This is a genomic window from Flavobacterium sp. LM4 (genome assembly GCF_002017935.1).
Classification (GTDB): domain Bacteria; phylum Bacteroidota; class Bacteroidia; order Flavobacteriales; family Flavobacteriaceae; genus Flavobacterium; species Flavobacterium chungangense.
The window spans coordinates 155,302-180,994 of record NZ_MUFW01000003.1 but is presented as its reverse complement, the minus strand read 5'-3'; the positions used below and the strand labels follow the sequence as shown (position 1 = coordinate 180,994).

The following is a 25,693-nucleotide window of genomic DNA, read 5'->3' as shown; positions in this document are numbered from 1 at the left end:
AAATATTAAAGCGAGATTTACATCTCGCTTTTTTTATTGACAATTTTTTTATCCTTCCTTGAATTTTTAAGATAAATGCATTTTTTTTCTTAAAATTATTATGTATGCATACTATTTTGTTTTATTCGAGTTAGTTTCTTGATTTAAATTTAATAAATGACCATATCAAATAGTTAAAATAACTATCAATATTATGATAAATATTAATTTTTTTTAACATTTTTTTATTAATATTAAAATTATTCGTATTTTGGCTATATAAACTAACAAATAACTAACCAATGAGAGCATATTTACTAATAATGTTGTTTATCAGCGGATTATCTTTTTCGCAGAATACAATTAGTGGTACTGTTACAGATACCAACAAACAATCAATTCCAGGAGCTAATATTACCGTTGTTGGAAGCTCAAGTGGAACTTCTACCGATTTTGACGGTACATTTAAGTTAAATACTCCATCAAAACCTCCCTTTACAATCAAAATATCGGCAGTTGGTTTTGAATCTAAAACAATCAACATTACTTCGTTGAATCAAAAAGCAGATGTGATTTTAAAAGATGAAGAAACCAAATTGGATGAAATAGTTGTTTCGGCATCAAGAACTCCGGAAAGAGTCATCGAATCTCCTGTTACTATTGAAAGAATGGGAATACAAGAAATCAAAAATACAACCGCCGCAACCTTTTATGATGGTTTAGAAAACTTAAAAGAAGTAAATTTTAACACAAGCAGTATTTCTTTTAAATCTGTAAACACAAGAGGTTTTGCAACTGTTGCAAATACCCGTTTTATGCAATTAGTAGATGGAATGGATAATTCTTCACCCGCTTTAAATTTTGTATTAGGAAATTTAATTGGTATTTCTGATATCGATGTGGCGAGTGTTGAACTTTTGCCAGGCGCATCATCTGCACTTTATGGAGCAAACGCCTTTAACGGAATCATGTTTATGAATAGTAAAAGCCCATTTACAAATGAAGGAATTAGTGTTTACTATAAATACGGACAGACTAGTCAGAAAGCTGCAGGGACAAACGACTATAATGATTTTGGGATAAGAGCAGCGAAAGCATTTACCAAACATTTTGCAATGAAAGCAAACTTCACGTATATGGAAGCATCAGAATGGATTGCTGCCGATACGAGAAGCATGACAGGTGGCTCAATAGGACACGCAATGAATCAAAATTATGATGGTTTGAATATTTATGGAGATGAAGTTACAACTTCTATTCCGAATGTTGGACAAGTAAGCAGAACTGGATATCGTGAACAAGATTTAACTGATAATAAGGTTAAAAGTATGAAAGCAGATTTCGGCATGCATTTTAAACCCTGGGCAGACGATACTGAAATTATATTGCAATATAAGATAGGTACAGGAAACACTATTTACCAAGGTGCGAATAGATATGCTTTGAAAAATTTCCTAATGCAGCAAGGTAAATTTGAGGTAAAAGGTAAAAACTTTTTTGCAAGAGTTTATTTTACGAGTGAAGATGCCGGAGACTCATATGACATGAGATTTGCTGGCTGGAATATAAACAGAATGGCTAAATCAGATAAAAACTGGTTTACAGATTACGGAACAGCTTTTCAGTTATCTTCTGCGGCACTTGGTCTTAATGCCAATGACGCTGCTGTTTATGCAAGAAATTTTGCTGATTATAATGTTTCACCTGGTCTACCATTAGTCCCAAATACAGATCCGGCGAATCCAAGCGCTCCAAGATCTGCAAGATTTGAACCCGGATCTACACAATTCATCAATGCACTTGCAACAGTAACCAGCAATCCTGATCTTACTCAAGGAGCTAAATTTATTGATCATTCAAAATTATATCATTCAGATGTCAATTATAATTTCAAAGATTTAATCAAATTCGCTGAAATTCAGGTCGGTGGTTCCTGGAGAAAATATGTTATGGATTCTGAAGGAACAATCTTCACAGATTATGATGGTCCAATTGAATATAAAGAATATGGCGCTTACGCACAATTGCAAAAAAAATGGTTAGACGACAGGTTAAAGTTTACAGGATCTTTACGTTACGATAAAAGTCAAAACTTTGACGGCAATCTTTCTCCAAGAGTATCATTTGTATATTCTGCCGGTAAATCTAAAAGACATAATTTTAGAGTTTCGTACCAAACAGGTTTCCGTAATCCTACTACACAAGATCAATATATTGGTTTAGATTTAGGACCATTTGCATTAATAGGTTCCGCAGCCGAAAACTTAGATCGTTTTCAGGAAACAGTAAATGTAAGTGCTTCAGGCCAAACTAATGCCGTACAGCCTGCAACTCTTACAATGTCCGGTCGTAATGCATACGAGAATGCGTATACATTAGCATCTGTTCAGGCATTTGCTGCTTCAGGAAATGCAACAGATCTTAAAGTAGCCAATGTTCAATTGGTCAAACCGGAACAAGTACAAGCTGTTGAAGCCGGATATCGTACAGTTGTTCAAAATGATTTGTCAATAGATATTAATGGATACTACAATATTTATAATGATTTCATGAATACTTCCCGAGTAATTTCGCCTTATTATGGAACAGTAGGAACAACAGTATCAGGTACCACTCCCCCTTCAGAAGTTCTGTTAAGTCATCAGGCATTAACATTTGGAGACAGAAGAGTGTATCAGGTTTATACAAACACTACAGCACAAATTACATCTTTAGGTTTTGGAGTAGGTTTATCCAAAAAAGTCTATAAAGATTTTGAATTAGGAGTTAATTATAATTATGCTCAGTTTGATTTTGACCAATCAGAAGATCCAAGTTTTGTTGCCGGATTTAACACACCTAAACACAGAATTAAAGGTTCGTTTGGAAATGCCAAAGTGACTAAAAATTTAGGCTTTAATCTTAATGTAAGATGGAATACTGAATATCTGTGGCAATCATCTTTTGGAGACGGTATGATTCCTGAAAATACAGTTCTTGACGCTCAGATTAATTATGGTATTCCAAAATTAAAATCTGTTATAAAGGTTGGAGGAACAAACCTTTTTGGAAAAGATTATCTTCAGGTAGTTGGTGCTGGTATGATTGGAAAGATGGTGTTTGCTTCCTGGACAATTAATCCTTAATTAGAAATAATTATTTGATCAACTATTTGTCTTCTCTCAGTTGTTTTTAAAAAAAAGAACAAAGAGCTAATAATTTTAAAAGTTATAACATGAAAAAAAATATAAAATGGCTGTTGTTGGTTTCTTTAACCATGATGGCGTGTAATAATGACGAGAACAATAACACTACAGAAGAAGTTCCTGTAACACCGGGTTCAGCAGTGTTTACAAAATATGTCGCACTTGGAGATTCCTTTGCTGCGGGATATAGCGATGGTGCATTGTTTGCAAAAGGCCAGAGTAATTCATATACGAATATATTATCTCAGCAATTTTCGGCAGCTGGAGGAGGCGATTTTACGACTCCTTTTATGCTGGATAATATTGGGGGATTCTCTTCTGGAGGAGTTCAGGTAGCTAAATTCCCAACCAGATTTATCTTCGATCCTGTTACAAGAAGTCCTGTAAATGTCCCGGGCGTATCCAGTACATCGATAACCGCACGTTTAACAGGATCTTTTAGCAATTTAGGAATTCCGGGGGCAAAAAGTTTTCATTTACTAGCTCCAGGATATGGTAATCTTGCAGGTGTTTTTGCAACTCCGGCTACAGCAAATCCATATTTTGCTCGTTTTTCTTCTTCGCCTACTACAACTATTCTTGCTGACGCTATGGCTCAGTCACCTACATTCTTTTCTTTATTTATAGGTGGCAATGATGTTTTGGGTTATGCAACAAATGGAGGCGTACCAACTTCTCAGGATGCTGCCTTAGGAGATGATATAACTCCAACAGCAACATTTAATTTTGCATACAATACACTTGTTAATACCCTGACTGCTAATGGCGCAAAAGGTGTGGTTGCAAATTTACCATACATTACAACGTTGCCTCATTTTACAACTGTCCCTTATAATCCCCTTACTGCAAAATCAATTGGAAAAGATAATGAAGCAGTTGGTTTGGCAACTATCAAATTGCTTAATACACAATTATATGGACCGCTTAAACAAGCTTTAACAGCTCTTGGCGCGGGAGACAGAATTAATTTGTTATCAGAAACATCTACTAGCCCAGTATTAATGAAAGACGAAACATTACCTAATCTGGCTGCTCAACTAGCCACTATATTTACTCCAACACTAGGAGCACAGACTGCGGCTTTTTATGGCGCAGTATTTGGTCAGGCCAGACAAGCTAAAGCTACAGATTTATTACTGTTAACGACAAGGGCTGCTATTGGTGCTGCACCAAATGCTGTAGATTCTGGTATTGGAATTGCCCCTGCCTATCCGTTAAATGCATTTGGAATATCATTCCCGCTACAGGACAAACATGTATTGATTCCGACTGAAATTGAAGAAATTAGAACGGCCACGGATGCCTATAACACAATAATAGCCGCCGCTGCAGAGTCAAAAGGATTAGCTTTTGTAGATACTAAAGATGTAATGACTAAACTATCTAGTGGAGGTATCCGTTTTGGAAATTTCACAATAACTTCAGCTTATGCAACAGGAGGTGCTTTTTCACTTGATGGTGTACATCCAAGTCCAAGAGGTTACGCACTCATTGCAAACATATTTATAGATGCAATTAATGTAAAATACGGTTCAACATTGCGTCATGTTGACTTGGCTACATATCCAATTCAATATCCCGGCAGCTTACAATAAAGCCAATTTTTTTTAGTAGAAAGCCGCTCGTTTATAACGCAGTGGTTTTTTTTATTTATACCAAATTTTATATAATTTAGGTATTTGAAGAATCAGTTTTATGAATTATAACAAAAACTAAGTATTTTTTATTAAAAAAAATATTGATTTTATATATTAAAAATTTATCTTTGCGCTCTGAAAAAAGAGGTATTTTCGATAAACCTAAATAGCTATTTAATAAACACATAAGTAATGTCAAAAGTAATAGGAAAAGTTGCTCAAATCATTGGACCAGTAGTTGACGTAGTTTTCAACGGTAAGGATGTTGAACTTCCAAAAATTTATGATTCATTAGAAATCACAAAAAAAGACGGAACATTGTTAGTTCTTGAAGTACAATCTCACATTGGTGAAAACACGGTGCGTACCATTTCGATGGACTCAACTGACGGTTTGAGCAGAGGTTATGAAGTGGTTGGTACTGGAAATCCAATCAAAATGCCAGTTGGAGCAGATGTTTACGGGCGTTTGTTTAACGTAATTGGTGATGCTATCGATGGTTTAGGAAACTTACCAAAAGATGGCGATAATGGATTATCTATACATAGACCAGCTCCAAGATTCGAAGATTTATCAACTTCATCTGAAGTTTTATTCACAGGTATTAAAGTAATCGATTTGATTGAGCCTTACGCAAAAGGGGGGAAAATTGGATTGTTTGGAGGTGCAGGTGTTGGTAAAACAGTATTGATTCAGGAATTGATCAACAATATTGCAAAAGGTCACGGTGGACTTTCAGTATTCGCAGGAGTAGGTGAAAGAACACGTGAAGGAAATGACTTGCTTCGTGAGATGCTTGAGTCAGGAATTATAAAATATGGTGATGATTTCATGCACTCTATGGAAAATGGAGGATGGGATTTATCTAAAGTAGATATGCCAGGAATGAGAGAGTCTAAAGCTACTTTCGTTTTCGGACAAATGAATGAGCCACCTGGAGCTCGTGCACGTGTTGCACTTTCAGGATTATCTATCGCTGAGTATTTCCGTGATGGAGCAGGAACTGATCAGGGTAAAGACGTATTGTTTTTCGTTGATAACATCTTCCGTTTTACACAAGCAGGTTCTGAGGTATCAGCGCTTTTAGGCCGTATGCCTTCTGCAGTAGGATACCAGCCAACTTTGGCAACAGAGATGGGAGCTATGCAAGAGCGTATTACATCTACAAACAAAGGATCTATTACATCTGTACAAGCGGTTTACGTTCCTGCGGATGACTTAACTGACCCGGCTCCGGCTACAACATTTGCTCACTTAGATGCAACAACGGTATTGTCTCGTAAAATTGCTGAGTTAGGTATTTATCCAGCTGTTGACCCGTTAGATTCTACTTCAAGAATCTTAACTCCACAAATTTTAGGAAATGAGCACTATGACTGTGCACAAAGAGTAAAAGAGATTCTTCAAAAATACAAACAACTTCAGGATATCATCGCGATCTTAGGTATGGAAGAGTTATCTGAAGAAGATAAACTTTCTGTATCAAGAGCACGTCGTGTACAACGTTTCTTGTCTCAGCCATTCCACGTAGCGGAGCAGTTTACAGGTATCCCAGGTGTATTAGTAGATATTAAAGATACTATCAAAGGTTTCAACATGATTATCGACGGTGAATTAGATCACCTTCCAGAAGCAGCTTTCAACTTGAAAGGTTCTATTCAGGATGCGATCGAAGCTGGAGAAAAAATGTTAGCTGAAGCGTAATTGGTTGTTAGTTGTTAGTTGTCAGTTGTTAGAAAACAACAATCAACCATCAACGACCAACTATTAACTAAAAAAATATGATTTTAGAAATAGTATCACCAGAAGCAAAATTATTTTCAGGAGAAGTAACATCGATTACATTGCCTGGGGTTGATGGAAGCTTTCAAATTTTGAATAATCACGCTCCTATTGTTTCTATCTTAGAGAAAGGAACTATTAAAATTGCAGCTAAAAGTTTCAATTTTTCTAAAGATGTAGCGAATAAATTCACGAAAGTAAATGACCAGACTTACATATTAGAAATTACGTCAGGCACTATCGAAATGAAAGACAATAAAGTAATTATTTTAGTTGACTAAAATAATTTTCAATTAACAAAGAAGCCAAGCAGAGATGTTTGGCTTTTTTCATTTTTGAATATGAATAATAAAGAAGAATCAATCGTTTCAGTTTTTGAAGCAAAAAGGAGTTGGTATGAATTAGTTATAGCAGCAGTATTTTTTAGTGTTACCATAGCTGTAGTAATTTTTGTAATATTTATAAATTACAAAATCCATTCCCTTTTAACATTTATTACCAGTATGCGTATCTTAGCACTAATTGGTGTAATGTCTTTTGTTGCAGGATTGAAGTTTTCTCAAGTAAGAAATTTACAAATTGATTTTCGTAAGAATTTAATTATAACAAGATATGTTGTCGGCCCTTTTTCATATAAGACAGAGTCTAAAGTAACAGAATTCGAATACGTTTCATTTTTTAAAGTAAACAATACATGTTTTGGAACTAATCTATGGTATGTAAAAAACCGCCATTTTGAGATGTATGAATTTGAAACTAAAGAGCGTGCCTATCAATTTTCTTTGGACCTTTCAACCAAATTAAAAATTGATTTATTGGATGCAACTGAAAGAGGAAACTTTAAATGGATTGAGAAGGAGAACTCAAATTCTATTTAGCTATTATTTCATAACTTTGTTTTATGAAAATACCCGAAAATCTTATTCAGAAACTTGAAAAACGGAAACACAATAATTCGTTAAGACAATTACCAAGTTTTAGTAATCTTGTGGATTTCTCTTCAAACGATTATATTGGATTTTCTAAATCTGAAAGTATTTTTAAATTGACTCATGATTATTTAATCGAAAATGGGATTATTCAAAATGGCGCAACAGGTTCCCGCTTAATTTCCGGCAATTATTCCCTCTATCAAATTACAGAATCTTTTATTGCTGAATTCCACGAAGCAGAATCGGCTTTAATTTTCAATTCAGGCTACGATGCCAATGTTGGTTTCTTTAGCGCTGTACCGCAACGAAACGACGTTATTTTGTATGATGAATTAAGTCATGCGTCTATTCGAGACGGTATATCAATGTCAAATGCCAAATCATATAAATTTAACCATAACGATTTTGAAGATTTAGAGCGACTTATCCTAAAATTTCCCAATACCAATATTTATATAGTTACTGAAACTGTTTTTTCTATGGATGGTGACAGCCCAAATCTGGAAGAATTAGTTGAACTTTCAGAAAAGCATAATTGCTATTTGGTTCTTGACGAAGCACACACTCTTGGCGTTTTTGGCGAAAAAGGAGAAGGCTTATCACAATATTTGAATTTACATAATAGAATTTTTGTCCGAATCATAACTTTTGGAAAAGGATTAGGATGTCACGGTGCAGTGGTTTTAGGAAGTAATGAACTTAAGGAATATCTTGTAAACTTCGCCCGAAGTTTTATTTATACAACAGGCTTATCTCCGCATTCTGTTGCAACCATTCTGGTGGCTTATCAACATTTAGAATTCGAGAAGAAAAAGATTGAAAACCTACGTCATAATATCATATGCTTTAATCAGCAGAAAAATTTATTAGGTTTAAAACCAATTTTTGTACGAAGTAAATCGGCTATTCAATCTGCTATTGTTCCAGGTAATGAAAATGTAAAGCGTATAGCACAGCAACTACAGGATAAAGGATTTGATGTAAAAGCAATACTTTCTCCAACTGTTCCGGAAGGCCAGGAACGCCTTCGCTTTTGTATTCACAGCTATAATTCAGAAAAAGAAATCAATCAGATTTTAGAATTATTAAGGGATCTAGTGTTTTAGTTTCATTCCTCAAAACCTTAAAAAGCTCAACAAAGAATAATTTCGTGAGTATCTGCGTTTTACTTTGTATCTCTGTGAAATTTAAAAAGACATCCATAATCCATTATTAGTCACTTTTAAAAAAAATTAAAAACTTTTGTAACGTTTTGAACATTCGATTACTTACGAGTCGTAATCAAATAAATCAAAACAATTATGAAATCACAATTTACTTCATTAAAAGAAAATATTTTAAATTGTATCCTGTTTGCTTCAATAGGACTTGCAATTGGTATCATAACTCATTTTTTCATAAAACTTCTTAGCCTTCTGCTATTGTTTATCATAGGATTTTTATTCCTAAATTATATATCTTCCTCACAGAAAAAGAAAGCGGGTAAATAACAAAAAGGAGTTTCAATCATCAATTAATCCTAACTTTAATCAATCAACATCATGAAAAATTTAATCAAATCAGCAGTAATAGCAATCACAATTATTTTTAGTACTGCAACTCACGCACAGACAAAATCTCCAAAATTAGAAAATTCACTTTTATGGGAAGTTTCAGGAAACGGATTATCAAATCCTTCCTATTTATACGGCACTATCCATATGATTTGCTCAACAGATTATTTTCTTTCTGAAAAAGCAAAAAAAGCCTTTGAATCTTCGAGTAAATTAATTTTGGAAATCGACCTATCTGATCCAAAACAAATGACAGATTTGCAGCAAATGGCAATAGGTAAACAACCGCTTAGCAAAACACTAAATGCGCAAGACTTATTAAAATTAGATAATATTCTGCAGAAAAAAGCCGGAATGAGCATTCAGCAAGTTGATAGTTTTAGTTTATTTACCGTAATGAGTTTAATAAGTATGAAAAGTTTTGGTTGTAATGACCTGAAATTTTACGAAATGAGTTTTATTGAAACAGCTAAACAACGAAAACTTAAGATTGCCGGATTAGAAACAGTAAAAGAGCAAATGAATATGTTTGAGAATGCCTATTCTGATACGGAAATGATTAAAATGCTGGAAGAATTAAACAAGGAAGAAACCGATAAATTAGTTGCACAATACAAAGAGGAAAACATAACTGCCTTATATGATATTACTACTGATAAAAAAATAATAAGCGAAGAAACCAAAAAAACGATTCTGGACAACAGAAATCAAAATTGGCTAAAAACAATCCCTGAGCTAATCAAAAATGAAAGTACATTTATCGCTGTAGGATCAGCGCATTTGGCTGGAGATTTAGGAATAATCAATTTATTAAGAAAAGCGGGATATACCGTTAAACCTGTATTGAAATAGCATTATTTTGAAAGAAAAAGAGAAAGAATTTTTAACCCGGATAGAAAATCACAAAGGAATTCTGTACAAAGTTTCCAAGATGTACATGGACAATCATGACGATCAGCAGGATTTGCTTCAGGAGATTGTTTGTCAACTTTGGAAATCATATGATACTTTTCGAAATGAAAGTCAATTTTCGACCTGGATGTATCGGGTAGCTGTAAATACGGCGATTGTCTTCCTTAGAAAGGAAAAACGAAAAGTAGACAAATATGAAATTGCTTCAGAAAATATCAAAGATGATGAGGGAGATTCTCATATAAAAGAAAGTCAATTAGATCATTTTTACAAAGCAGTTCAGAAACTCGAAAAAATTGACAAAGCAATTATTTTCTATCAATTAGAAGGATTCTCTCATAAAGAAATAGGTGAAAACCTCGGAATTTCTGAAGGAAATGCCAGAGTAAAATTAAACAGAGCAAAAGAAAAATTAAAAGAAATTATAAAAAATCAAGGTTATGGATCTTAACGACATACAAAACGCATGGAATAACGAAAAGACAGAAAATGTCGTTCTTCCGGATAACTTAGAAAAAATACAATCGGCAAATACACCTTTGGACAAAATTAGAAAAAACCTTAAAAATGAGTTTTATTACCAAATCATTTCCATCATTATAATCGGATTTGCTCCTATTTTTTACCAATTCCCAGATAGAATTTCTATGTTTTTTTACTTAATATTCAGCATGTTTACTGCTGTATGTGTTTATTATCTTGCTAAACTTTACTTTTTTCACAAAAGGCTAAACAACATTACACTTAAAACAAAAGACAGTTTATATGAAACTTATTTTGATATAAAATTAAACATGGAACTATACAAAACATTTGGTTTTGCATTAACTCCTTTTGTTGTGTTAGGTTTAATTGGATTTCAATATTATGTACTGACAAAATCATCCGATTTTCAAATAAATCAAATCAGTAATTCGCAGTTAATAGGTTTTATAGTACTTGTATTTTTTTCCATTATATGCATGGGACTGGCTTTAGAATGGTGGGTACATCGTTTTTATGGTAAATATGCAAAAGAAATAAGAAAAGTAATAGATGAATTAAAAGAAGAATAAAACACAGGCCTATCGTAATGATGGGCTTTATTTTTATTGGTATTTTTGTACTCCATTAAAAACAAAGAAATGAAACTATTCGTAACCGGGATTTCCACAGATGTAGGCAAAACAATTGCTTCTTCTATCATTGTTGAAGCTTTAGAAGCAGATTATTGGAAACCAATTCAGGCAGGCGATCTTGACAATTCAGATACCCATAAAGTAAAATCCCGAATTTCAAATTCTAAATCTCAATTCCATTCCAACTCTTATCAATTAAATACCCCGGCGAGTCCACATTTAGCTGCTGAAATTGATGGAATTATAATTGATTTAAAAGAAATCCAGCAACCGGAAACTAAAAATCATCTGGTTATTGAAGGTGCTGGTGGTATTTTTGTTCCGTTAAACGAAAAAGATACCATTATTGATTTAATTAAACCTGATTACAAAGTGATTATAGTTTCAAGACATTATCTGGGAAGTATTAATCATACCTTATTGACCATTGAAGCTATTCAGAATCGAGGTTTTAAAGTCGCAGGAATCATCTTTAGCGGAAGCGAAAACAAATCAACCGAAAGTTTGATTCTGAATAAAACCGGAATTAAATGGATTGGAAGAATTGATGAAGAACCGTATTTTGACCAAAATATAATTAAAGAATATGCCGATTTGTTTCGGGAGAACCTTTTACAACTTCAATAACAACTTCAAAAATCAATTTCAAAAATCAATTTCAAATCTGAAATCGTTAATCAAAAATCTAAAATCATCAATCGCATGACTTTACAGGAAAAAGACAGCCGATATCTTTGGCATCCTTATACCCAGCACAAAACTTCTCAAACACCAATTGCTATTTCGAGAGGCGAAGGCGCCTTGCTTTGGGATGAAAACAATAAAGAATATATTGATGCGATCGCTTCCTGGTGGGTAAATCCATTTGGACACAGTAATAAATTTATTGCCGATGCTATTTACAAACAGCTCACAACTTTAGAACACGTTTTATTTGGCGGTTTTACTCACGAACCAGCCATAAAAGTTGCTGAAAAATTGATGGAAATTTTGCCCAAGAACCAGCAGAAAATTTTCTTTTCTGATAATGGTTCAACTGCAGTCGAAGTTGCCATAAAAGTCGCATTACAGTATTTTTTCAATAAAGGAGAAAAACGAACAACCATAATTGCTTTTGAAAATGCGTTTCACGGAGATACTTTTGCAGCGATGGCAGCAAGCGGAATCTCTTTCTACACTCAGGCTTTTCAGGGAATGTTTATAGATGTTGTTCGAATTCCGGTTCCGGTGAAAGGTCAGGAACAAGTGAGTTTTGAGGCCCTGGAAAATGTAATTCAGCGAAATAATTGTGCCGGATTTATTTTTGAACCTCTCGTTCAGGGAGCAGCCGGAATGGTAATGTACGAACCCGAAGCATTAGCAAAACTAATCGAAATTTGTAAAGAAAATAAGGTTTTAACCATTGCTGATGAAGTAATGACAGGTTTTGGTAAAACCGGAAAAACCTTTGCAATGGACTATGTTGATGCAGATCCAGACATGATTTGTTTGTCTAAAGCTTTAACCGGCGGAACAATTCCGATGGCAATTACGACTTTTACCCAGAAGGTTTTTGATGCTTTTTATGACGATGATATTAATAAAGCATTATTTCACGGCCATACTTTTACTGCAAATCCAACAGGTTGTGCAGCAGCTTTGGCAAGTATCGATTTACTGCAAACCGATGAAATGCAGACTAATATTGAGAGAATCAATAAAAATCATTTAGAGTTCCAAAAGAAAATCGAAAGTCATCCAAAAGTAATTACAGCCAGAATATTAGGAGTTATTTTTGCCGTTGAAATAAAATCCGATTCTAAGGAAAGCTATTACGGTTCTATGCGCACCAAATTGTATAATTTTTTTATTGAAAATGGTGTTGTTTTACGTCCGGTTGGAAACATAGTTTATATTTTACCTCCATATATCATGACAAACGAACAGCTTCAAAAAGTTTACAAAACCATTGAAGAAGCTATTGAAATGGTCTAGCTACTAAAAACCATATAAGAGATATAAGTTCATTTAACTTTGCCTCGCATACCTTACTGTCATCCTGAGCGGAGTCGAAGGCTTATGAAAACAAAGGCTCGACTCCATAAGCCAGAAATTGAATGGTATATAAGAAAAGTAAAACACTCAAAATTAAATCACTTATATGGTTTAATTTTTATTTAAAACCCTGCAAACTTTGCGTAAACTTTTGCGAACTTTGCGGTTAAATAAAAAAAATTGAATACTAAAATCTCCATAACAGCATTTTCGTCTATTTCTCCATTAGGAAATAATCATGAAGAAGTCTGGAAAAAATACCTTAACGATCAACATTGCTTTTCGCAGCAGTTCTTAGATCAGCAGGAAACTTCTGTAGCGGTACTTGAAGCTGACACCAAACAAATTATAGCTGAAGTAAGAGAATCGGATCCTAAATATAAATTTTTGGATGATTCTGTTTTGTTTGCATTGGCAGCTTCGCGAAAAGCGGTTGAACACGCAGGCTGGAAATCAGGAGATACATTCGGGATCAACATAGGTTCTTCACGTGGCGCAACTGATTTATTCGAAAAACATTACAAGGAATACATCGATACCGGAAAAGCGCAGACTCTTGCCTCTCCTACCACCACTTTAGGAAATATTTCTTCCTGGATTGCCCACGATTTACAAAGCACCGGTCCTGAAATTTCGCATTCGATTACCTGTTCTACCGCTCTTCATGCAATACTAAATGGCGTAGCATGGCTAAAATCAGGAATGGCAGATAAATTTTTAGTTGGCGGAAGTGAAGCTCCCTTAACCGATTTTACGATTGCTCAAATGAGAGCTTTAAAAATATATTCACGTATTAATCAAACAGAGGAAGCATGGCCAAATCTCGCTTTTGATTTTGAGAAAACGCAAAATACGATGATTTTAGGTGAAGCATCGGGCGTTTGCTGTCTGGAAGCTGGCAAAGCAGATAATGCAATTGCGTATATTACCGGAGTTGGATATGCAACTGAGATTCTGGAACATAATATTTCGATTTCTGCAGAAGCGGACTGCTTTCAGAAATCTATGAAAATGGCTTTAAAAAAAACCAATTTAAAAGATGTAGACGTAATCGTTATGCACGCTCCCGGAACCATAAAAGGCGATTTAACGGAACTACGTGCGATTGAAAAAGTTTTTGGAGAAAACTTACCATTACTTACTACAAATAAATGGAAAATCGGTCACACTTTTGGAGCTTCAGGAATTTTAAGTTTAGAATTAGCGCTTTTGATGATACAGCACGATAAGTTTATCAATGTTCCCTTTGCGAAAGCTCAAAATCAGACGAAAACCATAAAAAAAGTACTCATTAATGCAGTAGGTTTTGGAGGAAATGCCGTGAGTATTTTAATTGAAAAAGCATAATTTATAAAATCATATCAATAAAAAAAGGCTCAAAGTATTAAAAAACTCTGAGCCTTTTAAATGTTATAAAAATCAGCTTAGTTGATGCTGTTTAACATATCAGCGATTTCATCTAATCTTGGTGTTAAGATGATTTCGATTCTGCGATTTTTAGCTTTTCCTTCAGGAGTTGCGTTGCTTGCCAAAGGAGAAAACTCGCTACGACCGGCAGCTGTTAATTTTTGTTTGTTGATTTTAGTATTTTCACTTAAAATAGCCACAATTGCAGTCGCTCTTTTGGTAGATAAATCCCAGTTATTTGCAATTGGTCCTGAACCTGCGTATGGATCATCATCTGTATGTCCTTCAATTAGGACAGAAAGATCCGGGTTGTCTCCTAAAACTTTTCCTAATTCTACAACCGCTTTTCTACCTTCTGAACCCACTGCCCAGCTCCCTGAATTAAAAAGTAATTTGTTTTCCATAGAAACGTATACTTTTCCGTTTTTCTGTTCTACAGTAAGTCCTTTTCCTTCGAAACCATTTAAAGCTTTAGACAACGTTTCTTTCAGCTTTCTCATAGCTTCTTCTTTTGCAGCAATCATAGCTTCAAGTTCGTTCAGACGGCTTGCTGTTTTATCCAAACGAGCCTGTTCTTCAGCTAATTTTTTTGATTTTGCTTCTAATTCAGCCAATAAATCACGGTTTTTACTCATGTTTTTCTCTAAAGCGTCATTACTGTTCTTTTCAAGAGCATTGTACGAATCCTGTAAAACCTTGTATTTACTTTGTGCAGCAGCTAAATCAGCTTTTTGTTTGGCTAAATCATCTTTTGTACTTGCTAAATCTTTGGCTAATTTATCACGATCTAATTCTAATTGGTTTTTTGCCGTTTTTAGATCTGCGTTTTCATCAGCAATAGAACGGTTTTCTTTTTTTAAATCTGAATATTTTGTTTCCAGATCGTTGTATATTTTTTTGGAAACACAAGACGTCGAAAGAGCTATAACAAGCAATCCCAGTGAGGCTTTTTTAATCATTTTTGTTTATGGTATTTAATAAATTAGGTTATTATTCTTTCTTGAAATTCTTATTACCGTGGAGCCCTAGCCCTGATTGAAACGGAAATCCTTTTAGTTTTTTCTTTAAAAACAAAAAGATTGCAGTGAAAAGCAGGAATTAGCTCCTTACTTTTAATCTTAAAGCTTCGACTCTGCTCAGGATGACAATTGTTTTGACTTAAAACTGACCTTTTTCTAACAATAACAATACCAAAATTACTCAATTTCGACTAAAACCGGGCAATGGTCTGAATGTATGGCATCCGGAAGGATTACGGCACGTTTTAATCTATGCTCTAAAGGTTCGCTTACCAAATTGTAATCGATACGCCAGCCTTTGTTGTTTCCTCTTGCTCCAGCGCGGTAACTCCACCATGTATAATGATGCGGATCTTTGTTGAAATGACGGAAACTGTCGATAAAACCGGACTTCATAAATCCGTCCAGCCAGGCACGTTCCTGAGGCAAAAATCCCGATACTGTTTTGTTGCGGACCGGATCGTGAATATCGATTGCTTCGTGGCAAATATTGTAATCGCCACAAATAATTATATTAGGGATTGTAGTCCTTAATTCGTTTACATAGACTTGAAAATCATCCATAAACATAAATTTATGGTCTAACCTTTCTATGTTTGTTCCTGAAGGAAGGTACAAACTCATTACAGATACATCATCAAAATCAGCACGAAGATTTCGTCCTTCAAAATCCATATGGTGTATTCCTGTTCCATAAACAACCTGATTAGGTTCTGTTTTAGATAAAATAGCTACACCGCTGTATCCTTTTTTGGTTGCCGGATAATAATATTGGTACGGATAACCCGCAGCAGTAATATCTTCTGTAGGAATCTGCTCCTGAGTAGCCTTAATTTCCTGAAGACAAATAACATCAGGATTAGCCTGTTGAAGCCAGTTGATAAAGCCTTTTGAAATAGCAGCGCGTATTCCGTTTACGTTATAAGAAATAATTTTCATTCGATTTTTTTAGAATTTCAAAAGTAATAAAAAAGCGGAAAGTTTACATAACAAACACTAAAAGTAGAGTTTTTTGTTATCTTTGTTCGCTGTTCTAATAAATTAAAAATAGTAGATGGGTTTAGTTACCGCGAAAGAAGTTGCAAAGGCGATAAATGTTGAGAAGTACGGGGTTTTCGGTACTTTTTCAGGCTGGATTCTTATGAAGGTTCTTAAGATATCAACCCTTAATAAAATATACGATCATAATAAACATTTAGAAGACGTTCCTTTTTTGAACGGAGTATTGGATGAATTACAAATTAAGTTTGAAATTCCGGAAGAAGACTTAAAACGTTTGCCTAAAGATGGTGCTTATATCACTATTTCAAATCATCCGCTTGGAGGAATTGATGGTATTTTATTATTGAAATTAATGCTTGAAAGAGAACCTAATTTCAAGATTATTGCCAACTTTTTATTACACCGAATTGTTCCGCTTAAAAAATATATCATGCCGGTTAATCCTTTTGAAAATCATAGGGATGCTAAATCCAGCGTGGTTGGAATTAAGGAAACCTTACGTCATTTAAGTGATGGAAAACCTTTGGGTATTTTCCCTGCCGGGGAAGTGTCGACTTACAGAGATGGAAAACTGGTAGTTGACAAACCTTGGGAAGAAGGAGCTTTAAAACTAATTAGAAAAGCTAAAGTTCCGGTTGTCCCGATTTATTTTCATGCCAAAAACAGCAGATTGTTCTATTGGCTTTCTAAAATTGATGATACTTTGCGTACTGCAAAATTACCATCGGAATTGCTTACTCAAAAAGACCGTGTTATTAAGGTTCGTATCGGCAAACCAATTTCGGTAAACGAACAAAACGAAATTGAATCGTTTGAAGAATACTCTGAGTTTTTAAGAAAGAAAACCTATATGCTGGCCAATCCTTTTGAAAAAGATCATAAGTTACTGGATACGGCTAATTTAAAAATTACGAAAGCACCTAAAAAAATTGCTACTCCTGCAAATGAAGCAAAAATGATTGCTGAAGTAGATGCTTTACGAAACAGTGACTGTCGTTTATTGCAAAGTAAAAATTATGAAGTCTTTTTTGCAAGAGCAAAATCGATACCGAATATTTTGCATGAAATTGGCCGTTTACGCGAAATTACTTTTCGTGAAGTAGGTGAAGGAACCAATGAATCAATAGATTTAGACCAGTTTGACCAGTATTACCATCATATGTTTTTGTGGGATGAGGATACTAAAAAAATTGCCGGTGCTTACCGTATGGGATTAGGCTCTGAAATTTACCCAAAATACGGCATTGAAGGCTTCTACCTGAACGATCTTTTTAGATTTGAACCGGAGTTGCATGATATGATGCATAAATCAATAGAAATGGGTCGTGCGTTTATCGTCAAAGAATACCAGCAAAAACCTATGCCATTGTTCTTACTATGGAAAGGAATTATTCATACGACTTTGCGTTATCCGGAACATAAATATTTATTGGGTGGCGTAAGCATCAGTAACCAGTTCTCTGACTTCTCAAAATCGCTGATGATTGAATTTATGAAGTCAAACTATTATGATCCTTATATCGCTCAGTATATTCATCCGAAAAAGGCTTATAAGGTAAAACTGAAAGACGCTGACAAAGATTTTATTTTTGACGAAGCAGAATCAGACCTTAACAAATTTGATAAAATTATTGATGAACTGGAACCAGGGAACTTGCGTTTGCCGGTATTAATCAAAAAATATATCAAACAAAATGCGCGAGTAGTAGCTTTTAATGTTGATCCGTTGTTTAACAATGCAGTCGATGGTTTAATGTACATCAGGATTGCAGATATTCCTGAAAGTACGATGAAACCTGTAATAGAAGAGTTTCAGATTGAACTGGAGCGTAAATTAGCTGAGAAAGAGGACATTAATTAATAAAGAAAAATATAAAAAAATCCCAACCACAAGGTTAGGATTTTTTTATATTTTAAAACCAGACAGACTGATGCAAAATAGCATCAAAAGAATGGTTTGCAATAAAAACTATCAATCTTACAAAGTGATAAATAGCCAGAAAATAAGCCAGATTATAAGCTAATTTTTTATTGTATAAAAGAGTGGTAAAATATTCTTTTTTATTAATTATCTCTACTGTTAACACAATAATTGTCAGGCAGCAAAAAAGAATTACAAACGGGCCTAAAATATGATAGCTAATACTTTTATAAATATCTCCCTGATAAAAGTATACCAACGATTTAGTTATACCGCAACCCGGACAAGGAAATCCGGTAAGCATTTTAAAAGGACATAAAGACTGATCTGATTCTAAATGATTATTATGATTTTGCAACATTAAAAAAAACGGAACTATCAGTGTTATTAATGCACCGATAATTCCGTAAATTTTACGTTTTATTCTATTATTATTTATACAATCTGTTGATGTCACCTTGTACGATCATTGCTGCGGCTATAGGAAAAAAGAAACCTAAAAGGATTAATAAAGTTGATTGATCTTTTTGAAGTTCACCTGTTTGTTCGTATACTTTTGGCAAAGCCTCTTTACCTGCTAAATAATAGAAGTAAATATTTATAGGCATACAACATCCGGCAAAAATTGCAATTGGCTGAGAAATAACTTCTCTTTTAGCCACTGCATTAAAAACTTCTGCAACTTTAATATTCCAGTAAATCAAATATAATCCGCAAGTTAAAAATCCAAAGACTAATACCATAATTGGGTCAACCTTAAATACCGGTATTTCAGGATTTGAATTATTCCATTCTTCTGGCTTTGTAGTTTCCATATTATTCCATTATGTGATTATGCCTCAGCCTTTCCGATTTCATTGATTTCGTCAAAATTGTTTTTAGGATCCGGACCATATTCGTTTGTTCCTTTTTCACCCTCAGTACATGCAAGGATTAAATTGTAGATTGGAATAATGATAAACCATCCGCTTTTTCCAACATCGTGCATTCTTCTAACACCAACCGCTATCGAAGGGATTAATACAGCTAAGCTATAAAGGTTGGCTGCAAGCCCTAAACTTGGTGAAATAAAGCCCAGAACAAAGCTCAAAGCGATACTAATAATACCATTTAACAAAGCAAAGTACCAATATTCACTTCTTCTTGCACGACCATTAAAATTTGCATAATTTTCAAAAACCACTTTTTTGTACCATTCAATCATAATTAATAAAATTTAATTAGTTAATACTTACTCTTTTTAGGATTTTCAGTTCCTCCTTAATTTAAAATTTTGTTAAATTTAGCAACAATATTAAAAAAAAATAACTTCAAAAACTAATTCTGCAAAATATATTTTACAGAAAAAACCTGTTATTAAAACCTAAAACTCAACTGGGCTGTTATTTTACATACAGAGCTTTTATTTTATCTACAATTACCTGTGCTAAACGTTCATGGCTTTCGAATGTCCATCCGGCAATATGAGGAGTCAGAATCACTTTTTTACCATCTAAGAGATACTGAAAAGCTTCAGGAGTATTTTTATCCTGAAAAAGGGTCTCAAAAGATAATTTCTCATATTCCAATACATCTAAACCAGCTCCTAAAACTTTTTCAGATTTCATGGCTTCAACTAAATCTGCCGTCACTATATTTTTACCACGAGATGTATTAATAATCCAGAACGGCTTTGCAAATGCATTAATAAAATTCAGATCGATCATTTTGTCTGTGTCCGGTGTCCATGGAATATGCAGACTTAAAACATCGGTTTTTTTCTGTAATTCCTGTAATGAAACCTGTTTTGCATTTTCATCTCCCATGTTATCCACAATATCATAACACAATACCTCTACATCAAAACCACGGAGTTTTTTGGCAAAGGCTTTCCCCATATTACCATATCCAATAATTCCGACTGTTTTTCCGTCTAGTTCATATCCGCGGTTACTTTCACGATTCCATGCACCAGATCGGATTTCGCTGTCTGCCTGATTTAGTTTATTAAAAAGTGACAAAATCATCCCTAAAGTATGTTCTGCAACAGCGTTGCAATTACCTTCGGGAGCAGCAATCAAATGAATATCCTTATCTAATGCGTAATCGCAATCAATACTTTCTAGTCCTGCTCCTACCCTGGCAATAAACTGAAGGTTAACAGCTTTATCGATAAATTGTTTGTCAATTTTAAAACGGCTTCGGATTACGATTCCGTTATAATCCTGAATTTTGGCTTCAATTTCTTCTTTTGAAGATGTAAAATCAGAATGATTTTCAAAACCGGCCTCTTCTAATTGCTTCCAGAGAGTGGGATGATTGCTATCGATATGTAGAATTTTTATGCTCATTATTTTTAAATTTAGATAAAACAAAAATACAGTTTATTCTTTATTTCTTAATTGAGATTGTTTCAAACTGATAAACGCAGGTTTTTATTGACCTATTTTTTTTAACTTTGAAAATAACACCTTACCACAATATAATACCTCTCAAATGAAATTGACCAAAACATTTAAAGCCTTTTTTGAAAACGAAAAATCGGGAGGACTCTTATTGCTTTTTGTTACTATTCTTTCGCTTACACTGGCCAATTCATCATTTCAGACAGATTATATTACGTTGTGGGAAAAAGATTGGGGCGGACACTCTATCAATCACTGGATTAATGATGGTTTGATGACAATTTTCTTTTTACTGATTGGATTAGAACTGGAGCGGGAAATTTATCATGGTGAATTGTCAAGTATCAAAAATGCATCTTTACCAATGATCGCTGCATTGGGCGGAATGTTGGTCCCTGCAGCATTATTTTTAGCACTAAATTACGGAACTGCTACTCAAAACGGAGCCGGAATACCAATGGCAACTGATATTGCATTTGCTATTGGAATTTTATCCCTTTTGGGAAATAAAGTGCCAGTATCACTAAAAGTATTTCTAACAGCATTGGCAGTTATTGATGATTTAGGTGCTATTATCGTAATTGCTATTTTTTATACGTCTTCAATTGCTTTTATAAATCTTGCTATTGCCTTAGGAATATGGGGACTTTTATTTGTTTTGAACAGAATGAAAATTAATAACCTGATTCCGTATTTGATTGGTGGTGTTGCCATGTGGTATTTCATGCTAAACTCCGGGGTTCATGCCACTATTACGGGAGTTATATTAGCATTTGTAATTCCGTTTGGAGATGGCGGTAAAAAATCATCATCCTATAAACTACAGCACTTTTTACACAAACCTGTAGCGTTTCTGATTTTGCCATTATTTGCTATTGCAAATACATGCATCGCCATAGAATCAGATTGGCATGAAGGTTTAAACCATACAAACACATTCGGAATTGTTTTAGGATTAGTTGTCGGGAAACCTTTAGGAATTTTACTTTTTTCCTTTATTGGAGTAAACGCCGGTTTTTGTGCTTTACCGAAAAAGTTAAAATGGTCCCACATATTAGGTGCCGGAATGCTTGGCGGAATTGGTTTTACGATGTCAATCTTTATTACTGTTTTAGCCTTTAAAGATCCTGAAATCATTGTTTTTTCTAAAATTGCGATTCTGATTGCTTCTGTGCTTTCGGGTATTTTCGGATTTGTTTATTTGAAGTTTATTTTATCAAAGAAAAGAGCTTAATATGAAATCCATTTAATTTTTCGACATATTCCTGCAATTTATGCCTGTACTAATAAAAAACCAGAACTTGTAATTGAGAAAAATGAAAAGAACCAGACAAATCCTTACTGTATCACTATCTCTTATAATATTACTGGTAGGGGTAATACTTTATCAAATAAAATATAATTCTACAGATCCTGATCTGAATTGTCAAATTCCCGTTCCTTTTTGTGGAACTCAATCTTTTGAATTAACAGGAAGCCAATACAAAGGAAAAGGGATTTTTAACTCCATGTGCTGCCTGCCACAAACTAGATGCCAAGAGTACTGGACCAGCACTTCGTAATATTGATTCTTTAGTTTTTGTAAAATGGATGCTCATAAAAAATCACAGAATCGACAGTAACAAAATTGAAAACTTAGGAATCGATTATCATCGAACAATGTTTAAAGATGTTCTCAGTCAAGAAAATCTTACTTTCCTAATAAATTATTGTTCAAAAACACAATATTAAACTCTAAAAGCAAAAAATTCCAAACTCAATAATAATTGATATTTGGAATTTTTTATCTTGGAATTTCTTTTAAAAACTATCCCTTGATTTGTTTCAAAGAAGTTTTGATTCCTTTTATTAAAGATGAACTGAAACCATTATGTTCCATTTCATTTAAACCTACAATTGTACAGCCCTGAGGAGTTGTTACACGGTCGATTAATTGTTCCGGATGTACTTTCTCTTCCAACAACATTTTTGCTGCTCCTTTTACAGTTTGTGCCGCAATTGCCAAAGCTGTCTGAGAATCAAATCCAATTTCGATACCGGCCTGCATTGAAGCACGAATATATCTTAAAGCATAAGCGGTTCCACAAGCTCCTAAAACAGTGGCCGCATCCATTAATTTCTCATCAATAACCGGTGCAGTTCCCAAATCCTGAAATAAATCTACGATTGGCAATGCTTTTTCCCTGTCTTTTTCAGGAAAAGAAATACAAGTTGCAGATTCTCCAAATTGTGCAGCGATGTTCGGCATGATTCTCACTACCGGATATTCATTATTCGTTTTTGACTGAAGCATTTCCAAAGACAAACCACTTACTGCAGATGCAATGGTTTTGCCCTGAATAATTGGCAAAATCTCTGTCAGAACTGTATCTACCTGATAGGGTTTAATAGTTAAAATTATAACATCAGCTTCCTGAATGTTATGTTTATTATCTGAAGAAACCGTAATTCCTAATTCGGTTAAATATTGAATACTGGCGGTATTTCTTCTGGTTACGGTGACTTTGTGACTTTGTGAAAATTTCGCAATTCCCAAGGCAATAGAAACACCAAGATTTCCTCCTCCTATGATATGTACTTTCATTCTGATTGTTAATTTATATTCTAATTGGTTAATAGCTGTTTTGTATAATTCAACATTTAAAATCCAAGAATCAGTTTGGCAACTCCAAAATAGAGCATAATTCCAAAAACATCATTGGTTGTTGTGATAAAAGGACCTGTTGCAATAGCGGGGTCTATTTTGTTTTTATGAAGGAAAAGCGGCACCAGAGTCCCCAAAGTTGCAGCAAATAAAATCACTACAATCATCGAAATTGAAATTGCCAGACCTACTAAATACTGTTGATACATAATTGAATGATATCCAAGTAAAAGCAATGAAATGATACTTCCGGAAATCATCGAAACGGTAATTTCTTTGGTAAAATAACCTCGGCTAAATTCTTTCAACGTTCCGTTTGCAAGCCCCTGAACTACAATTGCTGATGCCTGAACGCCTATGTTTCCTGCAGTTGCCGAAAGTAAAGGCACAAAAATAATTAAGGTTGAATAGGTTTGAAATGTTTCTTCGTTTCCTTTTAAAACAAAAGAAGCTACAATTTCGATTACCATTCCAATTAAAAGCCAGGGTAAACGTGCTTTTGTTAATTCTAAAACACTGTCATTTGATTCAACGTCCTGCGTAATACCCGCCGCTAACTGGTAATCTTTATCAGCTTCGTCCTTGATTACGTCTACGATATCATCAATTGTAATTCTACCAACAAGACGACCCAATTCATCTACAACCGGAATAGCTTCCAAATCGTATTTTTGCATGATACGCGCTACCTCAACATCTTCAGTATCTACGTTTACAAAATTTAATTTCCGAATATAAATATCTCCAATTTGTGTTTTGGTCGAAGTTGTCAATAAGTCTTTTAGTGATAATCTTCCTTTTAAGCGATTTTCATCATCAACCACATAAATTGAATGTACTCTGGACACATTTTCGGCCTGAATACGCATTTCTTTCACACAAGTCAGTACATTCCAATTCTCATTGACTTTTACCAGCTCCTTTCCCATCAAACCTCCGGCAGAGTTTTCGTCGTAACGCAATAAATCAACAATGTCTTTTGCGTGTTCAACATCAATTAGCTCCGAGATTACTTCGGCTTTAATTTCCTGCGAAAGTTCGGCAATAATATCTGCCGCATCATTAGTTTCGAGTTCATCAAGCTCTTCTGCAATCTCTTTTGGCGAAAGTCGGCTTAAGATATTCTCCCGCAAATCATCTTCCAGCTCAAGAAGAATTTCAGCGGTTTTATCACTGTCTAAAACCTTAAAAATATAGGTTGCCTCGTCAAAATCCAGTTCATCGAGGATTTCGGCAATATCGGCATGGTGCAGATCGTTAAGTAAAACTTCAAGTTCTTTGTCGTTTTTGTGAACAATGTGCTCTTCTAATTGATGTATTAATTCTTTGCTAACTTTGAACTCCATCGGCTTCTATCTTTTGAGTCAGTTCAATAAATTCATCTACACTTAGTTGCTCGGGACGTTTATCAAAGATAGTGTCTAATCGCAAATTATCAGTTAAATTTAATGTTTTCAAACTGTTACGTAATGTTTTTCGTCTTTGCTGAAAAGCAGTTTTCACTACCGTAAAGAACAACTTCTCACCACAAGGAAGGCTATAATCTTCCTTTCGGGTCATTTTCATCACACCCGATTTTACCTTGGGCGGAGGAATAAAAACATTTTCGTCAACAGTGAACAGATACTCAGTATCATAGAAAGCCTGTGCTAAAACGGACAAGATTCCGTAAGCTTTAGAGCCCTTTTTCTCGCAGATTCGCTCAGCAACTTCTTTTTGAAACATCCCCGAAAATTCCGGAATCTGATGTTTAAATTCTAAAGTCCTAAAAACGATCTGTGTCGAAATATTATAAGGGAAGTTTCCGATAATGGCAAATTGCTTGTTTTCGTAAACCTCATTAATATTGTATTTCAGGAAATCCTGAGAGATAATCTTGTCTTTTAATTTTGGATAATTTTCACTCAAATACACTACAGATTCCGTATCAATCTCGATTACGTGTGTGTTAATTGGTTTGTCAAGCAAATATTTAGTCAGCACACCCATTCCCGGCCCTATTTCTAAAACCTCATCATATCCCTGTAAACTCAAAGTATCTGCAATTGCTTTGGCGATACTTTCGTCTTTCAGGAAGTGTTGTCCTAAATGTTTTTTGGCTTTTACTTTTTCCATTATTTCTTTTAGATTGTTAGACTTATTAGATCGTTAGACTTATTAGATTTTTAGAAAAAGCTTCTAACT

At 34.4% G+C, this 25,693-nt stretch carries 24 protein-coding genes; 15 read left to right on the top strand and 9 right to left on the bottom strand.

What is annotated here, in order from left to right:
• Positions 1 to 281: 281 nt before the first annotated feature.
• From BXU10_RS18260 to BXU10_RS18205, 12 genes are all read left to right on the top strand, one after another.
• Positions 282 to 3,104 carry a carboxypeptidase-like regulatory domain-containing protein gene (locus BXU10_RS18260; RefSeq protein ID WP_078228983.1) on the top strand — a complete coding sequence of 941 codons (2,823 nt, stop codon included), beginning with the start codon at positions 282 to 284 and terminating at the stop codon, positions 3,102 to 3,104.
• 89 nt (positions 3,105 to 3,193) lie between these two features.
• Positions 3,194 to 4,759, top strand: a complete 1,566-nt coding sequence (locus BXU10_RS18255) for an SGNH/GDSL hydrolase family protein (protein WP_078228982.1) — start codon at positions 3,194 to 3,196, stop codon at positions 4,757 to 4,759.
• Between the two features lie 234 nt (positions 4,760 to 4,993).
• A complete protein-coding gene (gene atpD / locus BXU10_RS18250; protein WP_041520300.1) occupies positions 4,994 to 6,505 on the top strand; it encodes a F0F1 ATP synthase subunit beta in 1,512 nt (503 codons plus the stop codon).
• 77 nt (positions 6,506 to 6,582) lie between these two features.
• Complete coding sequence (locus tag BXU10_RS18245) at positions 6,583 to 6,864, top strand: F0F1 ATP synthase subunit epsilon (protein ID WP_078228981.1); 282 nt, start codon at positions 6,583 to 6,585, stop codon at positions 6,862 to 6,864.
• A 60-nt stretch (positions 6,865 to 6,924) separates the two neighbouring features.
• Positions 6,925 to 7,461 (top strand): hypothetical protein, encoded by a 537-nt coding sequence (locus BXU10_RS18240; protein WP_078228980.1) that lies wholly within the window; start codon positions 6,925 to 6,927, stop codon positions 7,459 to 7,461.
• Positions 7,462 to 7,484: 23 nt separating this feature from the next.
• Positions 7,485 to 8,621, top strand: a complete 1,137-nt coding sequence (locus BXU10_RS18235; RefSeq protein ID WP_078228979.1) for a pyridoxal phosphate-dependent aminotransferase family protein — start codon at positions 7,485 to 7,487, stop codon at positions 8,619 to 8,621.
• A gap of 435 nt (positions 8,622 to 9,056) precedes the next feature.
• On the top strand, positions 9,057 to 9,920 hold the full coding sequence (locus BXU10_RS18230) for a TraB/GumN family protein (protein WP_078228978.1): 864 nt from the start codon (positions 9,057 to 9,059) through the stop codon (positions 9,918 to 9,920).
• 7 nt (positions 9,921 to 9,927) lie between these two features.
• Positions 9,928 to 10,431 (top strand): RNA polymerase sigma factor, encoded by a 504-nt coding sequence (locus tag BXU10_RS18225; protein WP_078228977.1) that lies wholly within the window; start codon positions 9,928 to 9,930, stop codon positions 10,429 to 10,431.
• A complete protein-coding gene (locus BXU10_RS18220; protein WP_078228976.1) occupies positions 10,421 to 11,035 on the top strand; it encodes a hypothetical protein in 615 nt (204 codons plus the stop codon). Before BXU10_RS18225 ends, BXU10_RS18220 begins: the two co-directional genes overlap by 11 nt.
• Positions 11,036 to 11,104: 69 nt before the next feature.
• Positions 11,105 to 11,725 (top strand): dethiobiotin synthase, encoded by a 621-nt coding sequence (bioD, locus tag BXU10_RS18215; RefSeq protein ID WP_078228975.1) that lies wholly within the window; start codon positions 11,105 to 11,107, stop codon positions 11,723 to 11,725.
• Positions 11,726 to 11,800: 75 nt separating this feature from the next.
• Complete coding sequence (gene bioA, locus BXU10_RS18210) at positions 11,801 to 13,072, top strand: adenosylmethionine--8-amino-7-oxononanoate transaminase (protein WP_078228974.1); 1,272 nt, start codon at positions 11,801 to 11,803, stop codon at positions 13,070 to 13,072.
• Positions 13,073 to 13,312: 240 nt separating this feature from the next.
• Positions 13,313 to 14,479: a beta-ketoacyl synthase N-terminal-like domain-containing protein gene (locus tag BXU10_RS18205; protein WP_078228973.1), complete on the top strand. Its 1,167-nt coding sequence runs from the start codon at positions 13,313 to 13,315 to the stop codon at positions 14,477 to 14,479.
• Positions 14,480 to 14,556: 77 nt separating this feature from the next.
• Here BXU10_RS18205 and BXU10_RS18200 read toward each other — a convergent pair whose 3' ends face one another.
• Together BXU10_RS18200 and BXU10_RS18195 are read right to left on the bottom strand one after the other, a co-directional pair.
• Positions 14,557 to 15,498 carry an OmpA family protein gene (locus tag BXU10_RS18200; protein ID WP_078228972.1) on the bottom strand — a complete coding sequence of 314 codons (942 nt, stop codon included), beginning with the start codon at positions 15,496 to 15,498 and terminating at the stop codon, positions 14,557 to 14,559.
• A 237-nt stretch (positions 15,499 to 15,735) separates the two neighbouring features.
• On the bottom strand, positions 15,736 to 16,497 hold the full coding sequence (locus tag BXU10_RS18195) for an exodeoxyribonuclease III (RefSeq protein ID WP_031456640.1): 762 nt from the start codon (positions 16,495 to 16,497) through the stop codon (positions 15,736 to 15,738).
• Positions 16,498 to 16,612: 115 nt separating this feature from the next.
• On the opposite strand from BXU10_RS18195, the gene BXU10_RS18190 reads away from it, so the two are divergent.
• The gene (locus tag BXU10_RS18190) at positions 16,613 to 18,421 is read left to right on the top strand and encodes a lysophospholipid acyltransferase family protein (RefSeq protein WP_078228971.1); all 1,809 of its coding nucleotides are present in this window, start codon (positions 16,613 to 16,615) and stop codon (positions 18,419 to 18,421) included.
• A gap of 52 nt (positions 18,422 to 18,473) precedes the next feature.
• Here BXU10_RS18190 and BXU10_RS18185 read toward each other — a convergent pair whose 3' ends face one another.
• The 4 genes from BXU10_RS18185 to BXU10_RS18170 all read right to left on the bottom strand — a co-directional run bounded on the left by BXU10_RS18185 (position 18,474) and on the right by BXU10_RS18170 (position 20,811).
• The gene (locus BXU10_RS18185) at positions 18,474 to 18,938 is read right to left on the bottom strand and encodes a DUF2752 domain-containing protein (protein WP_031456642.1); all 465 of its coding nucleotides are present in this window, start codon (positions 18,936 to 18,938) and stop codon (positions 18,474 to 18,476) included.
• A complete protein-coding gene (locus BXU10_RS18180) occupies positions 18,913 to 19,296 on the bottom strand; it encodes a DUF4234 domain-containing protein (protein WP_078228970.1) in 384 nt (127 codons plus the stop codon). Before BXU10_RS18180 ends, BXU10_RS18185 begins: the two co-directional genes overlap by 26 nt.
• Positions 19,297 to 19,313: 17 nt before the next feature.
• The gene (locus BXU10_RS18175) at positions 19,314 to 19,685 is read right to left on the bottom strand and encodes a DUF805 domain-containing protein (protein WP_078228969.1); all 372 of its coding nucleotides are present in this window, start codon (positions 19,683 to 19,685) and stop codon (positions 19,314 to 19,316) included.
• A 178-nt stretch (positions 19,686 to 19,863) separates the two neighbouring features.
• Positions 19,864 to 20,811 carry a 2-hydroxyacid dehydrogenase gene (locus tag BXU10_RS18170; RefSeq protein ID WP_078228968.1) on the bottom strand — a complete coding sequence of 316 codons (948 nt, stop codon included), beginning with the start codon at positions 20,809 to 20,811 and terminating at the stop codon, positions 19,864 to 19,866.
• Positions 20,812 to 20,956: 145 nt separating this feature from the next.
• Here BXU10_RS18170 and nhaA point away from each other — a divergent pair, with 145 nt between their 5' ends.
• The gene (nhaA, locus tag BXU10_RS18165; RefSeq protein ID WP_078228967.1) at positions 20,957 to 22,099 is read left to right on the top strand and encodes a Na+/H+ antiporter NhaA; all 1,143 of its coding nucleotides are present in this window, start codon (positions 20,957 to 20,959) and stop codon (positions 22,097 to 22,099) included.
• Between the two features lie 82 nt (positions 22,100 to 22,181).
• Complete coding sequence (locus BXU10_RS25810) at positions 22,182 to 22,427, top strand: hypothetical protein (RefSeq protein WP_369803419.1); 246 nt, start codon at positions 22,182 to 22,184, stop codon at positions 22,425 to 22,427.
• 245 nt (positions 22,428 to 22,672) lie between these two features.
• Here BXU10_RS25810 and proC read toward each other — a convergent pair whose 3' ends face one another.
• Genes proC through rsmA form a run of 3 tightly spaced genes read right to left on the bottom strand, consistent with a single transcriptional unit; the run spans position 22,673 to position 25,624 of the window.
• Positions 22,673 to 23,449 carry a pyrroline-5-carboxylate reductase gene (gene proC / locus BXU10_RS18160; protein WP_078228966.1) on the bottom strand — a complete coding sequence of 259 codons (777 nt, stop codon included), beginning with the start codon at positions 23,447 to 23,449 and terminating at the stop codon, positions 22,673 to 22,675.
• 56 nt (positions 23,450 to 23,505) lie between these two features.
• Positions 23,506 to 24,855 carry a magnesium transporter gene (gene mgtE, locus BXU10_RS18155; protein WP_031456649.1) on the bottom strand — a complete coding sequence of 450 codons (1,350 nt, stop codon included), beginning with the start codon at positions 24,853 to 24,855 and terminating at the stop codon, positions 23,506 to 23,508.
• A complete protein-coding gene (gene rsmA, locus BXU10_RS18150; RefSeq protein ID WP_078228965.1) occupies positions 24,839 to 25,624 on the bottom strand; it encodes a 16S rRNA (adenine(1518)-N(6)/adenine(1519)-N(6))-dimethyltransferase RsmA in 786 nt (261 codons plus the stop codon). The genes mgtE and rsmA overlap by 17 nt, the downstream gene beginning before the upstream one ends.
• Positions 25,625 to 25,693: the final 69 nt, after the last annotated feature.